The organism is Streptomyces sp. NPDC050287, assembly GCF_044459385.1.
In the GTDB taxonomy this organism is placed as follows: Bacteria; Actinomycetota; Actinomycetes; order Streptomycetales; family Streptomycetaceae; genus Streptomyces.
The window spans coordinates 871,415-885,907 of sequence record NZ_JBITIY010000002.1 but is presented as its reverse complement, the minus strand read 5'-3'; the positions used below and the strand labels follow the sequence as shown (position 1 = coordinate 885,907).

The following is a 14,493-nucleotide window of genomic DNA, read 5'->3' as shown; positions in this document are numbered from 1 at the left end:
GATGACGCACACGACCCCCGACCGGCCTGGCGCCGGATCGGGGGTTTTGTATGCCCACCCTGTACGAGGCGGCTCGGCGGTAGGTGATCGACATGACGACCGAGGACGAGGCGGACTGCGAGGCGCTGGTCGGAGGCATGGTGAACGCGGGGGCGGCCTTCCGCCGGGGTGCGTTGGTGGAACGCCCGGCACCGCACAACGCACACGCCCTCCATGCCCACCTCCTCGTGCTGAAAGAGCACGGCTTCCACGCGGCTCCGACTCCCGTGGGTCTGACTGCTGACGGTCGTGAGCAGCTGACCTTCGTTCCTGGCAACGTGGCTCTGCCGCCGTTCCCGCCCTGGGTGCAGACGACAACCGCTCTCGAATCGGTGGGGATCCTGCTGCGCCGCCTTCATGAGGCCAGCGCGACCATCGCGGTCGACACAGACGTCGAGTGGTCCCAGGACCTCGCCGACCCGGAGGGAGGAACGATGTTGTGCCACAACGACGTGTGCCCGGAAAACGTCGTCTTCCGCGACGGTCGTGCCGCCGCCTTGATTGATTTCGACCTGGCGGCTCCGGGCCGTCCTCTCTGGGACGTAGCCATGGCCGCCCGCTACTGGGTTCCCATGCTTGATCCGGTATCCGCAGCTGCCCTGTATCCCGCCGGATTGGATGCGCCTGCACGACTGCGGATCCTCGCTGATGGCTACGGCCTCTCGGGGGGAGAGCGCGCCGAATTGCCCGGCGTGATCGAACAGGCCACGGAGATCTGCCGGGCCTTCGTCGCCCGCCGCGTGGCTGACGGTGATCCTGTCTACCGCCAAGCGCTGGCCGGCCGTGGCGGATGGGAAGGCTGGGACCGCATACAGGCCTGGCTCACCGACCACCGCGAGACGTTCACTGTCGCGCTGCTGGACTGAGGTGCGCGGGCGCTGATCCCCCTCATACCTGCCGAGGACCACCGGGACCACACCGATGCCGGACGCCAAGTGTGCGACTTTCCCGTTCTGGAAAGCCGGGCATGTTGACCTTGCTGTCCGCCGGTCGAAAGCATCGAACGTGACAAGGCCTGTCGACGTGAGGGGGGAAGACGGGGGTGCACCGTTGCGGAAGCTGTCGGGAGACCCGGAGTGCAAGAACGGCACGTGTCCCACGCTGAGGGGTACGGACGACGGCAAGGACTTCGTGGTGCAGGGTTACGTGATCCCTGACCCTGAACGGCTGCAATCCGGTAGGCGAAGAGCGGCCCCTGACAGGGGGCCGACAGAGCGAAGACGAAGAGCGCAAGCAGCCGGCAAGGCGGGCCGCGTGAGCGGCCCCCAGCAGGAAGACGAAGGCGCTGGCTCCCTTGGGGGCCTTCGGCCCCCTCCTTGTCCTTCGTAGACCTGGCGACGGTCAAGCAAGAGCAGCGCCGCCGGAAGTGGTTCGGCGAGTCGTCCACAGCTCCCCTGCCAGCCGACTTCGACTACGACAACTCGGCCAATCGGCTCCGCGAGGCAGAACACGAACCGCCGCCCTTCTGAACTTGGAACGACAGAAGGCCCCCAAGTCGGGAGCCTTCCTCGCTTGCTCATCCTGCATCAGGCGGACGCCGGAACCACCGTGGCTTCCCCTGCTCCCTGGGCTTCCTCATGGTCATTCGCCCGCTGCGCTGCCCGTTCCGCTTCGAAGTCCTCCCAGCGGCTGACAATCTCCCACTCCACACCCGTAAGCGGCTTCGGCTTCTCGTACGGCTTTCCCGGCAAAGAGATCGGCGTGATCGGTGAGAGCACCTGAGAAAACCTGGAGGGCACATCCCAGTACGTGATGCCCTGCTGCTTGATGTTCTCGATCAGGTCGCCGGGATCGACGGCCAGTACGTCATGTCCGAAGTACGCCTTGACCTTGTGCTTCTTCAGCCATTCACGCCGTTCGTCGACACTCGACCGCTCCCACCACTCCGCGTAGCTCTCGCCCGTACCCGTCCACACGGTCACCGGCTTCGGCCCCTCCTGGTTGGTGACCTTCTCTCGGTCCTGGGCAAGGCTGGCGACTTGCGAGGCGTACGCGACGGCGCTGAGCTCGTCCTGCTGGAGTTTCTTCAGGAGCTGGTTCATCTTGCCGTCGATCACGGCGAGCTTCGCCGCACGGCTGTCGTCGATGGTCGTCTTCGACTCCATCCGTTCCAAGTGACCGATCTCGCCCAGCAGGGTCGACTCCAGCCAGGGATACAGGTCTTCGGCCCAGAACCTCTGCTTCGGGCATGCCTGGATGCCCTTGCTCTTGTTGCCGTGACAGCGGTATCGCTCACGCTTGCCCTTGGCCGGGTCGCCCTTCACGAAGTAGAGGGCACTTCCGCACAACAGGCAGAACGTCACGCCCACCGTCGGCGACGTAGAGCCCTTCTGCTTCTTGTACTTGACCGAGGCGACGGCTTCCGACAGCTTCGTCCACTCCTCCTCGTTCAGTACCGGCTCAGAGCGCATGACGGGTGTGCCGTCGTCGTTGCGGGCTACGGCGCCACTGGCGCGTACGTACTCCCCGAGCAGGGAGCGGCTGATCAGTACGGCTTGCACTGTGGTCGGCGTCCACCTGGCTCCCCGAGGCTTCGGGTCCGCCAGCCGAGTCGTGCTCTCGCCTGCCGCCGCGCGGATGCGGGCGAGGTCCTGAGCCGTGGGCACACCTTGCTCGTTCAGCCAGTCGGCGACGGCCGAGAAGCTCGGCTTCTCGATGAAGCGCCGGATCATCTCGATCAGCGTCGGGCCGTACTCGGGGTCGAGTTCCAGAGTGAAGCCTGCGTCGCCCTTCACTGCTCTACGTCCGAACGGGACAAGGCCACCCGGCCAGCGGCCGGTCTTCCGCATGGTCTCCCGGGAAGCCTTGTTCCGGGCCTTGATGGCGTCCAGCTCGGCCTCTGCCACCACGGCCAGGATCTTGGCGATGGTCTTGCCCCACGGCTTCGAGAGGTCGAATCCCTCCTCGCAGGAGATGAGGCCCTTACCGTTCGCCTCGCACCACTCGATGATGTCCGAGAGGTGGCGGACCGACCGCGCGATGCGGTCGATCTTCAGGATGATGATGTGGTCGAACTGGTCCTTCTTGTTGTTGAGCCAGTCCCCCAGGGATGGGCGCACCCACGGCGAGATGGACGCCGACACGTCGATGTCGATGGCAAAGTCGACCAGCTCCATTTCCTCGGCATCGGCCCGCTTGCTGATGCGGGTCCGCTGCGTTTCCTCGCCGGTCTGGTTCTCGTTGCCTACAGACAGACGGACCACGCCAAGCGCCCTGGGCTTGTCGCTCACCCTTGCCCCTCCCCAAGACATGGGCGACCCTCCCTGGCCGCCACAAGCAGGAGGGAAGTCTACAGACCGTGCCGACCGTACTGTTCCCGGACGGTTCGACGCTCACGAACCCTTCGCTGGCCCAGGTCAGGCAGAAGATCGGCGCGTAGCGCTTCGCGGACGCGTTCCGGAAGGCGGTCCCTGGTACTTCAGGGGCCGCCTTCCTGTGGCTTGTCCCACACCAGCGTGTAGCGCCACAGGAGTCTGCGCCGGAAGCGGCAGCCGGGCAGGAGAGCGTGCGCGGCCTGCCGGACCTCGCCCCAGGACATCGTCGTGTCCTCGATGGGCATACCGACCGGGCCGCCCTCGTCCCGGCGTGACTGGTAGAGGCGGTTCGCCGGCACACCGCATGCGCTGATCACCCAGTCCAGGGCGGTCCGGTTGCTCGCCAGCCCGACGATCACCAGACGCCCGCCCGGCGCGAGCAGCCGCACCAGCCGTCCGACCGCGTCCTGGAACCGCGTGTGGTGGACGACGGCGACCGCGCTGACGAAGTCGTACCCGCCCTCGGGGAGCGAGGTGCTGTCGAGGTAGTCCGCCTCCAGGAAGGTGACGTTCGCGGGTACGTTCTCGCTCGCTTGCCGGACCATCTCCGGCGAGCGGTCCACGCCCGTCACCGATACGGCCCTCGCGGCGAGCTTGCGCGCGAGCAGGCCGTCGCCGCAGCCGACGTCCACAGCCGCGTCACAGCCGTCCGGCACCGCGTCGAGGACTGCGCGGTGGTAGTGGGTGTTGTGGCTCCAGTACGGGTCGGTCATGCGCGCGCCGGGCCGCCTCACCCTCGGTCGCCTCAGATGAAGCTCCTCGTCGGCAGTGGCTTGCCGTACCAGAGTTCGATCAGGCGGGCCGCGATGGAGATGCCGTACGGCGGGAGCACCTCGCCGGACTCGAAGGCGGCACCCAGTTCGTCGCGGGAGAACCAGCGGGCCTCGTGGATCTCATCGCCGTCGACGTTGATGTCGGTCGAGATGGCGCGGGCCATGAAGCCCAGCATGAGGCTGGAGGGGAAGGGCCAGGGCTGGCTGGCGACGTACTCGACCGGACCGATGACGATGCCGGCTTCCTCGAAGACCTCGCGGCGCACCGACTGCTCGATGGACTCGCCGGGCTCGACGAAACCGGCGAGCGTCGAGAAACGGCCTTCGGGCCAGTGGACCTGGCGGCCCAGCAGGATGCGGTCGTCCTCGTCCGTGACAGCCATGATCACGGCGGGGTCGGTGCGCGGGTAGTGCTCGGCGCCGCAGGCCGGGCAGCGGCGGATGTGACCGGCGGCGGCGATGACGGTGCGTTCGCCGCAGCGGGAGCAGAAGCGGTGCGTGCGCTGCCAGTTCTCCAGGCCGACGGCGTGCACCATCAGGCCCACGTCCCGGGGCGACAGGAGCAGACCGGCCTCGCGCAGGCCGGCGGGGCGCGCGGACTGGTCGATACGGCCGGGGAGTGCGTCCTTCTGGAGGGCGAAGTAGCGCACGCCTTCCTCGTCGATGCCGAGGAAGTAGCGGTGCGCCTCGGTGAGGGGCGCCTCGAAGGACGGGGTCATGACGAGTTCGGTGTGGCCGTCGGCCGTCTCGTCGATGAGGACCTGGCCGTCGGAGACCACGAAGCAGCGGGTCGTGGGGTGGCTCCACGCCGCAGCGAGCCAGGCCTCGTCGAGCCGGTGATGGGCGGCGCGGTCGATGCCGCTCGGGGCGGTGAGCGCGATGGGGCGGTCGGCGGTGTGGTCGGTCCAGGTGGTCACGGGTGCTTCCAACTCCCCCGGTGGAAAGGGTGTTTCGCGGGCGGTTCAGCGGGACGTACGGCGGGAGGCGGCCGGGTCCGGCGGGGCGGGGCTACGGGACAGCTCTTCCAGTGTGCCGCGTGCGCGATGCCGGTCCGGACGACTCGTGACGGTCAGGGCACATGGCTCCAGTGCTCCGCGAGGTCGCCCCAGAGGTACGCGCTGGTCTCGACGCCCTTGAGGAGCAGATCGAGTTCGACCTTCTCGTTCGGGGCGTGCCAGCCGTCGGACGGGACGGAGATGCCGAGGAAGAGCACGGGGGCGCCGAGGACGTCCTGGAGGTCGGCGGCCGGTCCCGAGCCTCCTTCGCGGGTGAAGCGGACGGGCTGTTCGAAGGCGCGGCCCATGGCGCGCACGACGGACTGCAGGGCCGGGTGGTCGAGCGGTGTCAGGCACGGGCGCGTGGCGGCGAGGAACGTGATCTCGCTGCGGATCCCGGCGGGCAGCTGTTCCTTGGCCCAGGCGCGGACGATCTTCTCGATGCGGTCGGGGTCCTGGCCCGCGACCAGCCGGAAGGAGAGCTTCACCATCGCGGAGGACGGGATGATCGTCTTGCTGCCGGGGCCCTGGTAGCCGCCGCCGATGCCGTTGACCTCGGCGGTGGGGCGGGCCCAGACGCGCTCCAGGGTGGTGTGTCCGGCCTCGCCGTGGGTGGCGTACGACTTGGCGGTGTGCAGCCACTGCCGCTCGTCGAAGGGCAGCTCGGCGAAGAGTTCGCGTTCGCGGTCGGTGAGTTCGACGATGCCGTCGTAGAAGCCGGGGACCGTCACGCGCGCGTGCTCGTCGTGCAGGGCGGCGACGAGGCGGGCGGCGGCGGTGGCCGGGTTGGGGACGGCGCCGCCGAAGGCGCCTGAGTGGATGTCCTGGTCGGGGCCGTGCAGATGGATCTCGCACTCGGCGAGGCCGCGCATGCCGGTGCACACCGTGGGGGTGTCCTCGGACCACATGCTGGTGTCGGAGACGATCACGGCGTCGGCGGCGAGCCGGTCCGTGTGCTCCTCGACGAGCGCTCGAAAGTGCGGGGAGCCGGACTCCTCCTCGCCCTCGATGAGCAGCTTGAGGTGGACGGCGGGGGCGGTGCGGCCGGTGGCGGCGAGATGGGCGCGGACACCGAGTGTGTGGAAGAACACCTGGCCCTTGTCGTCGGCCGCCCCGCGCGCGTAGAGGCGGTTGTCGCGGACGACGGGCTCGAAGGGCTCGCTGTCCCAGCCGTCCTCGCGGGCGGCGGGCTGTACGTCGTGATGGCCGTAGACCAGGACGGTGGGCGCCGCGGGATCGGCGGAGGGCCACTCGGCGAAGACGGCCGGGGCGCCCGGTGTCTCCCAGACCTCGGTGGTCGGGAAGCCGGTCTCCTTCAGCTTGGCGGCGAGCCAGTCGGCGCTGCGGCGTACGTCGGGCGCGTGGTCGGGCTGGGCCGACACGGACGGGATGCGCAGCCACTCGGCCAGGTCGTCGAGGAAGACGGCGCGGTGCTGCTCGATGTACGTACGGACGGCGCTGACGGCACTGTCAACGGGCTGGCTCATGGTCACGAGCCTATCGGCCCGCACTGACATCCTCGTCGTGCGGTTTCTCACCCCCCGGGCTCCTCCTGTCCCGGGTCTTCCAGGAGGAGCCGTTCCAGTGCCGCCCGGTCCGGCAGGTCGTCCGGTCGTACGACCTCGCCGCCGCGTACGTACAGGAAGGTGGCGGTGACCGACTCCAGGGGGACGCCCTGCTGCTCGGCCCAGGCGAGTCGGTACACCGCGAGCTGGAGCGGGTCGGCGGTGCGGGTGCGGCTGGTCTTCCAGTCGACGATCTCGTACGTCGCTGCCTCGCCGTCGCCCTCCTTGTAGACGGCGTCGATGCGGCCGCGGACCACGCGGCCGGCGATCGCGAGCTGGAAGGGGGTCTCCACGCGGTAGGGCGTGCGCTGGGCGTAGTCGGTGCGCTCGAAGGCGTCCTTGAGGGCTTCCAGGTCGTGTTCGTCGGCGATCTCGGCGTCGCTTCCGGGCAATTCCTCCGGCTCCAGCATGGGCAGGGTGAGCGCCTCGAAGCGGGACTCGACCCAGGCGTGGAAGCGGGTGCCGCGGCGGGCGGCGGGCTGCGGCGGGCTGGGCATGGGGCGGGCCAGTTCCTGTGCGAGGCCGTCCGGGTCGGCGGCCAGGCGCATCAGCTGGGAGGCGGTGAGCGACGCGGGCAGGGGGACGTCGGTGACGCTGTGCCGGGCGCGCAGGAGTTCGCCGGTGAGGGCATCGAGGTCGCGGTCCCAGGAGGCGATGGTGCGGGCCTCCTCCGGGGTGAGGGGCGCGTGCCCGGGCTCGGTGGGGTGGGGGCGTGCGGGCTCGGAGTGGGGGCGTGCGGGTGCTGTGTGGGGGGGTTCTGTGAGGCGCGCGGATTCCGGGCGCGGGTGTTCCGTGGTGTCCGGTCCGCTGTCCGGAGCTGCTGCCTGGTGCGGGACGGTCGGGCGGTCCGGGGTCCAGCCGTTCCAGGCGGCCGGGTCGTCCTCCGTGAAGGGGTCGTCCTCGACGAACGGGTCCTCGTCGGGGAAGGGGCCCTCCTCGTAGCGGGCGTCCTCGTAGGGGATGTCCTCGGGGAAGGGCTCTTCCTCCGGCGGGGCCGGCCAGTCCGGGTCGTCGTAGGTTTCCGGGTCGTGGGTGGCCGCCGGGTGGGCGGCGAGGTGCTCCAGGTGGGCCAGGACGGTCTCGGCGGCCGCCCGGCGCCGGGCCAGGGCCCTTTCGTCCAGGGGCAGTGGCCACACCTGGTCGGCGGACTCCCTGTGCAGGACGGGGTTTTCCTCGTCCTCGGCGGGCTCCTCCGCCCAGGCCTCGATGTCGCCGTACCCGGCGGCGCAGTGCTCGTAGAGGGCCTGCAGGAAACCGGACGGGCCGCGTGGCTTCTTCTGGGTGGGGCCCCACCAGTGGCCGGAGCCGAGGAGGAGGGAGCGGGGGCGGGTGAACGTGACGTAGCCGAGGCGGAGTTCCTCGGTGTGCTGGTGTTCCTTCATGGCCTCCTGGAAGGCCTTCAGGCCCCGGGGGTTCCAGGAGGCGACGTCGGGCAGGGTGGCGGCGTCGCCGCGCAGTTCGTGCGGCAGCACCTTGCCCTGGGAGGTCCACTTCTCGCGGCCCTGGCTGCTGGGGAAGGTGCCGGTGACCAGTCCGGGGACGGCGACCACGTCCCATTCCAGGCCCTTGGACTTGTGCGCGGTGAGGACCTTGACGGTGTTCTCGCCGCCGGGCAGGGCGTTGTCGAGGCCTTTCTCGTACTGGGCGGCGGTGCGCAGGAATCCCAGGAAGGCCAGCAGGCTCGCTTCGTTGTCGCCGGCGGCGAACGAGGCGGCGACGTCGAGGAAGTTCGACAGGGTCTCGCGGCGGCGGGCGGCCAACGCGTGCGGGGATGCCGAGAGTTCGACCTCCAGGCCGGTGACGGCGAGGACGCGGTGCAGAACGTCCATCAGGGGGTCGGCCAGGGAGCGGCGCAGGTCGCGCAGTTCGGTGGCAAGGCGCGCGAACCGCACGCGGGCGTCCGGGGAGAAGGGCAGCCCGTCGTCGTCCCCGTCCCCGTCGAACGGGGTCTCCAGGAACGTGTCGAGGGCGTCCGCGAGCGATATCACCTCCGACGGGTCGACTCCTTCGACGGCCTCGGCGAGCCGGCGGTCCGGGTCGTCGTCGCCGTCCACGCGCGCGTGGGACACCAGGAGCCGGGCGCGCCGCCCCAGGAGGGCGAGGTCGCGCGGGCCGATGCGCCAACGGGGGCCGGTCAACAGCCGGACGAGGGAGGCGTTGGCGCCGGGGTCCTGGAGGACCTCGCAGACAGCGACCAGGTCGGCGATCTCGGGCAGGTGCAGCAGCCCGGACAGGCCGACGACCTCGACGGGGACGTCCCGGGCCACGAGCGCGCCTTGGATCTCGGCGAAGTCGGTGGCCGTACGGCACAGGACCGCGATCTCGCCGGGCGCCTTGCCGGTGTTCACGAGGTGGGCGATCGAGTCGGCGATCCAGCCGATCTCCTCGGCGTGGGTGGGCAGCAGGGCGCAGCGGACCGTGCCGTCGCGTTCGGCGCCGGGGGCCGGGCGGAGGGCCTCAACGCCCGCGTGCATGGCGCGCAGGGGCTCCGCGAGGCCGTTGGCGAGGTCGAGGAGGCGGCCGCCGCTGCGGCGGTTCTCGCTGAGCGCCTGACGGGTGGCGGGGCGGCCGTCAGGGTGGGCGAAGTGCTCGGGGAAGTCGTCGAGGTTGGCGACGGAGGCGCCGCGCCAGCCGTAGATGGCCTGGCAGGGGTCGCCGACGGCGGTGACCGGGTGGCCGGTGCCGGCGCCGAACAGGCCCGCGAGCAGGATGCGCTGGGCCACGGAGGTGTCCTGGTACTCGTCGAGGAGCACCACCCGGAACTCGTCGCGCAGGATCGGGCCCACTTCGGGAATCTGGGCGAGTTGGGCGGACAGGGCGATCTGGTCGCCGAAGTCGAGCAGGTCGCGTTCCCGTTTGGCGGCGCGGTAGCGGACCACCAGGTCGGCGAGTTCGCGGCGGGCGGCGGCCGCCTCGGGGACCTTGCGCAGGTCCGCGTTGGTGAGCTTGGCGCCCTCCAGGGTGCGCAGCAGCTCGGCGTCGTACGCGCGCAGATCCTCCGGCCGTACGAGGTGTTCGGCGAGCTCGGCGTCGAGGGCGAGGAGGTCGCTGACCAGGTCGGCGAAGGAGCGGGTCAGCGCCGGGTAGGGGCCCGGGGCTTCGCGCAGCACGCGCGCGGCGAGCTGGTAGCGGGTGGCGTCGGCGAGCAGTCGGGAGGTCGGCTCCAGCCCGATGCGCAGGCCGTGGTCGGTCAACAGGCGGCCGGCGAAGGCGTGGTACGTCGAGATCACCGGCTCGCCCGGCGGGTTGTCCGGGTCGATGACGTCGGGGTCGGTGACACCCGCCTTGATCAGTGCCTTGCGGACGCGTTCGGCGAGTTCCCCGGCGGCCTTGTTGGTGAAGGTGAGGCCGAGCACCTGCTCGGGGGCGACCTGGCCGGTGCCGACCAGCCACACCACCCGAGCCGCCATCACCGTGGTCTTGCCCGAGCCGGCGCCGGCCACGATCACCTGCGGGGCGGGCGGCGCGATGATGCAGGCCGTCTGCTCCGGGGTGAACGGGATGCCGAGGAGCTCCTTGAGCTGATCGGGATCGGTGATACGGGCGGGCATGTCGGAGAGGCTAGCGGCGGCCACTGACAGCGGAGGCCGCATCGTCCCTCAGGGCCCGGAGAAGCACAGGTCAGCACGTGTGGTGGAACGGATCACACCAGTGCGCTCACTCCACCACGTGCCGTCCTTCGGGCTGCGCGCTGCACGACGCCCGGAACGCGCAGTGCGTGCAGTGCTGGCCGGCGCTCGGCGTGAACCGTTCGTCGAGGACCTTGCCGGCGGCCGTGGCCAGCAGGTCGCCGACCCACGCACCCTCCAGCGGCTCCTGAGCCTGCACCTTGGGCAGGGTCTCGCCGCCGTCCCGCCGGGCGGCGCCCTGACGCAGCTGGACGAGTTCGGCGCCGCCCGGTTCGGGGCGCACGCCGTCGAAGGCGTCGTCGACCGCACCCTCGCGGACGGCGAGTTGGTAGACGGCGAGCTGGGGGTGGTGCTCCACGTCCTTCGCGGTGGGCGCGTGTTTGCCGGTCTTGAAGTCGACGACGTAGGCACGGCCCTCGGCGTCCGCCTCGACGCGGTCCATGGAGCCGCGGATGCGCACCTCGTAGTCACCGGCTTCGAGGGTGACGTCGAAGTCGTGCTCGCTGGCGACCGGCGTGCGCCCGGTGCGGTCCATGACGTGCCACTTCAGGAAGCGTTCGAGCGCCACGCGCGCGTTGTGCTTCTCCTGCGCCGACTTCCACGGCGCGTCGAACGCGAGCGCGTTCCACACGGAGTCGAGGCGTTCCATGAGGACGTCGAGGTCGGCCGGGGTGTGTCCGGAGGCGACCTCGTCGGCGAGGACGTGCACCACGTTGCCGAAGCCCTGGGCGACCGTCGCGGGCGCGTCGGCCTTGACCTCGCGGCCCAGGAACCACTGCAGGGCGCAGGTGTTGGCGAGCTGGTCGAGGGCGCTGCCGGAGAGCACGACGGGCTGGTCGCGGTCGCGCAGCGGCACCTTGCTCTCGGTCGGTTCGAACATGCCCCACCACCGGTAGGGGTGGGCGGACGGCACCAGCGGGCGGCCGTCCTCGTCGGCGAGGGCGGCGAGGCGGGCCAGGCGGCGGGCGGCGGCCTCCCGGAGGGTGTCGGACACGCGCGGGTCGACCGTCGTGGCGCGCAGTTCGGCGACGAGGGAGGCGACGGCCAGAGGGCGGCGCGGACGGCCCGTGACATCCCTGGGTTCGACGCCGAGTTCGAGCAGGAAGCGGGAGGGCTGGTCGCCGTCGTCCGCGGGCGCCTTCACGGCGGTGACGACAAGGCGCTCCCGCGCGCGGGTGGCGGCCACGTAGAACAGCCGGCGCTCCTCGGCGAGCAGCGCGCCCGGGGTGAGCGGTTCGGCGAGGCCGTCGCGGCCGATGCGGTCGGCCTCCAGCAGGGAGCCGCGGCGACGCAGGTCGGGCCACAGTCCCTCCTGGACGCCCGCTACGACGACCAGGCGCCACTGAAGGCCCTTGGAGCGGTGCGCGGTCATCAGGCGGACGGCGTCGGGGCGTACGGCACGCCGGGTGAGCGTGTCGGCGGCGATGTCCTCGGCGTCGATCTCCTCCAGGAAGTTCAGGGCACCGCGGCCGCCGGTGCGCTCCTCCGCGCGCGCGGCCGTGGCGAACAGCGCGCAGACGGCGTCCAGGTCCCGGTCGGCGTTGCGTCCGGCGGCGCCGCCGCGCCGGGCGGCTCGCTCCAGACGCGTGGGCCACGGCGTGCCCTCCCACAGGTCCCACAGCGCCTCCTCGGCCGTGCCTCCGCCGGCGAGGCGCTCACGGGCCTTCCTGAGCAGCGCTCCGAGCCGCTGAGCACCCCGCGCGTACCCGGGGTCGTGGACGGCCAGCCGCTCCGGTTCGGCCAGGGCCCGCGCGAGCAGCTCGTCCGAGGGCGGTGGCAGGGGGTTGCCGGCGGCCCGCTCCTCGTCGCGCAGGGCCCGTCCGAGGCGGCGCAGATCGGCGGCGTCCATGCCCGCGAGGGGGGAGGCGAGCAGAGTGAGGGCGGTCTCGGTGTCGAGCCAGCAGGTGTCCGGTTCCGGTTCCTCGGCGGCAGGGTCGCCGAACGCCTCGTCGGTGCGTGCCGCCTCCGCCGCGGCCACCGCCCGCAGTGCCGTCAGCAGCGGCGCCACCGCGGGTTCGTGCCGCAGGGGCAGGTCGTCACCGTCGATGTCCAGGGGGACTCCGGCCGCGGTGAGCGCACGGCGGACCGTCGGGATGGTACGGGCGCCCGCGCGCACCAGGACGGCCATCTCGCCCCAGGGCACACCGTCCTCCAGGTGGGCCCTGCGGAGGATGTCGGCGACGTTGTCCAGCTCGGTGCCGGGGGTCGGGTACGTGTACACCTCGACGCGTCCACCGTCGCGTACCGCAGTGAGCTCCCGGTGGGCGCGCACCTTGTCGGCCGGAAGGCGGGTCAGCGGCATGCGCTGGGTCAGCAGCCGGGTCGCGGCCAGCAGCGCGGCGCCGGAGCGGCGGGAGGTGCGCAGGACCTCCACGGGCGCGGGACGGCCGTCCGCGCGCGGGAAGTCACGCGGGAACTCGAGGATGCCGTTCACGTCCGCGCCCCGGAAGGCGTAGATCGACTGGTCGGGGTCGCCGAAGGCGACGAGGGTGCGGCCGTCGCCGGCGAGGGCGTGCAGCAGCCTGACCTGTGCCGGGTCGGTGTCCTGGTACTCGTCGACGAAGACGGCGTCGTACTGGGCGGCGAGCTGTGCGGCGACCTCGGGGCGGCGGGCGAGGAGGACGGCGCGGTGGACGAGTTCGGCGTAGTCGAGCACGCCTTGGAGGTCCATGACATCGAGGTACTCGGCGAGGAAGGCGGCGGCCGCACGCCAGTCGGGGCGGCCGCTGCGGCGGGCGAAGGCGTCCAGGGTGCCGGGGCCCAGGCCCAGTTCGCGGCTGCGGGCGAGGACCGCGCGTACCTCGTCGGCGAAACCGCGGGTGGTCAGGCAGGCGCGCAGTTCGTCGGGCCAGCGCACGTGCGCCAGGCCGAGCCGCTCCAGGTCGGGCTGGCCGGCGAGCAGTTCACGCACGGCGACGTCCTGCTCGGGGCCGGACAGCAGCCTCAGGGGCTCGACGAACAGGTCGGTGTCCTGGTGGGCGCGGACCAGGGCGTAGCAGAACGAGTGGAAGGTGGTCGCCTGGGGGGCGCTGGCGGCTCCTATGCGCAGCGCCATGCGGTCGCGCAGTTCGACGGCCGCCTTGCGGCTGAACGTCAGCACCAGGACGCGCGCGGGGTCCCCTCCCCGGGCGATCCGCGCCGCGACAGACTCGACAAGGGTCGTGGTCTTGCCGGTGCCCGGACCTGCGAGGACGAGCAGTGGGCCGCTCCGGTGGTCAACCACGGAACGTTGTGCGGCGTCAAGACGAGGGGGATCCACCCGGGCCGGCGGGGTACGCACCAGTCGGTAAGCGCCACGGTTCCCCTGTCGCACCTGGGTGTGCGACAGACGCCTGGTGGAGGAAGAGGAGCTCACGTGGTTCGCCGGTCCTGGTGGGTGTGCAGTGGGGCCGACCTCCGCGCGGGGAGGACGGTGATCGCGGGATGAGGGGGACGCGCGCAGCCGACGCTACGCCGACGAGTGGTGCGGAAGCAGGGCTTCCCCTTCTTCCCGTGAGGCACTCGCGTCACGTACGCCCCTCGTCCCACGAACGTACGGCATGCCTCGGACGTCCCGTGTTTCCCCCGTACGGGCCCTGGGGTGCCCTTGGGCCGGTCCGATGGCGGAAGCTGTCAGGTGTGACCCTCCGCGCGCTCGCCGCCGTCCCATCGCGCCCGTCTCATGTCGAGCCGTGGCAGATGGTTCTCGGCGGCCCTGCTCGCCTCCTTCAAAGGCGTGCCCTCCGTGCGGTAGCGGCCGAGCGCGTCCAGTTCGTGTCCCGGGAGCAGGACGCCGTCCGCGCGGACGACGCGCCACCACGGGACGGCGCCTCCGTAGAGCGACATGACCCGGCCGACCTGACGCGGGCCGCCCTCCTCCAGCCATTCGGCGACGTCGCCGTAGGTCATCACGCGGCCCGGCGGGATCCGTTCGGCGACGTCGAGGACCCGCTCGGCGTACTCCGGCAGCGCGTCGGCGCACTCCGCGCGGACGTCGTCCGGAAGGCTCTGCTCGCTCATCCGTCCCATCCTGCCCCACCCCACCGACAACGTGACGCGGTCGTGACCGTGCGTGGTATCCCTCGCTCCGGGGCAGCGCTTCGGGCAGACTGTGCGCCCCGCACGTGCACCCTGATACCCCCGCGTGTCGGTGGGGCATGCCACCATCGTGCGGGCGGTGACCGGTGATACGAGACCAA

Annotated in this window: 8 protein-coding genes and 1 pseudogene; 2 read left to right on the top strand and 7 right to left on the bottom strand. The window is 71.3% G+C overall.

What is annotated here, in order from left to right; genetic code table 11:
* Positions 1–92: 92 nt before the first annotated feature.
* Positions 93–905, top strand: coding sequence for a phosphotransferase (locus ACIBK3_RS09355; protein WP_399363507.1), 813 nt, complete (start codon positions 93–95; stop codon positions 903–905).
* Positions 906–1,565: 660 nt separating this feature from the next.
* Here ACIBK3_RS09355 and ACIBK3_RS09350 read toward each other — a convergent pair.
* Positions 1,566–3,269: a recombinase family protein gene (locus tag ACIBK3_RS09350; protein WP_399363505.1), complete on the bottom strand. Its 1,704-nt coding sequence runs from the start codon at positions 3,267–3,269 to the stop codon at positions 1,566–1,568.
* 44 nt (positions 3,270–3,313) lie between these two features.
* Here ACIBK3_RS09350 and ACIBK3_RS09345 point away from each other — a divergent pair.
* Positions 3,314–3,418: pseudogene (locus ACIBK3_RS09345) on the top strand (NrdH-redoxin); the annotation flags it as partial.
* A gap of 39 nt (positions 3,419–3,457) precedes the next feature.
* Here the strand turns inward: ACIBK3_RS09345 and ACIBK3_RS09340 are convergent.
* The 6 genes from ACIBK3_RS09340 to ACIBK3_RS09315 form a co-directional block, all read right to left on the bottom strand.
* The gene (locus ACIBK3_RS09340; RefSeq protein WP_399363503.1) at positions 3,458–4,066 is read right to left on the bottom strand and encodes a class I SAM-dependent methyltransferase; all 609 of its coding nucleotides are present in this window, start codon (positions 4,064–4,066) and stop codon (positions 3,458–3,460) included.
* A 32-nt stretch (positions 4,067–4,098) separates the two neighbouring features.
* Positions 4,099–5,043 carry an NAD(+) diphosphatase gene (gene nudC / locus ACIBK3_RS09335; protein ID WP_399363501.1) on the bottom strand — a complete coding sequence of 315 codons (945 nt, stop codon included), beginning with the start codon at positions 5,041–5,043 and terminating at the stop codon, positions 4,099–4,101.
* A gap of 152 nt (positions 5,044–5,195) precedes the next feature.
* A complete protein-coding gene (locus tag ACIBK3_RS09330; RefSeq protein ID WP_399363499.1) occupies positions 5,196–6,608 on the bottom strand; it encodes a dipeptidase in 1,413 nt (470 codons plus the stop codon).
* 47 nt (positions 6,609–6,655) lie between these two features.
* Positions 6,656–10,237 carry a UvrD-helicase domain-containing protein gene (locus tag ACIBK3_RS09325; RefSeq protein ID WP_399363497.1) on the bottom strand — a complete coding sequence of 1,194 codons (3,582 nt, stop codon included), beginning with the start codon at positions 10,235–10,237 and terminating at the stop codon, positions 6,656–6,658.
* Positions 10,238–10,343: 106 nt separating this feature from the next.
* Positions 10,344–13,670: an ATP-dependent helicase gene (locus ACIBK3_RS09320; protein ID WP_399363495.1), complete on the bottom strand. Its 3,327-nt coding sequence runs from the start codon at positions 13,668–13,670 to the stop codon at positions 10,344–10,346.
* 257 nt (positions 13,671–13,927) lie between these two features.
* Positions 13,928–14,314, bottom strand: a complete 387-nt coding sequence (locus tag ACIBK3_RS09315) for an MGMT family protein (protein WP_399363493.1) — start codon at positions 14,312–14,314, stop codon at positions 13,928–13,930.
* Positions 14,315–14,493 lie beyond the last annotated feature (179 nt).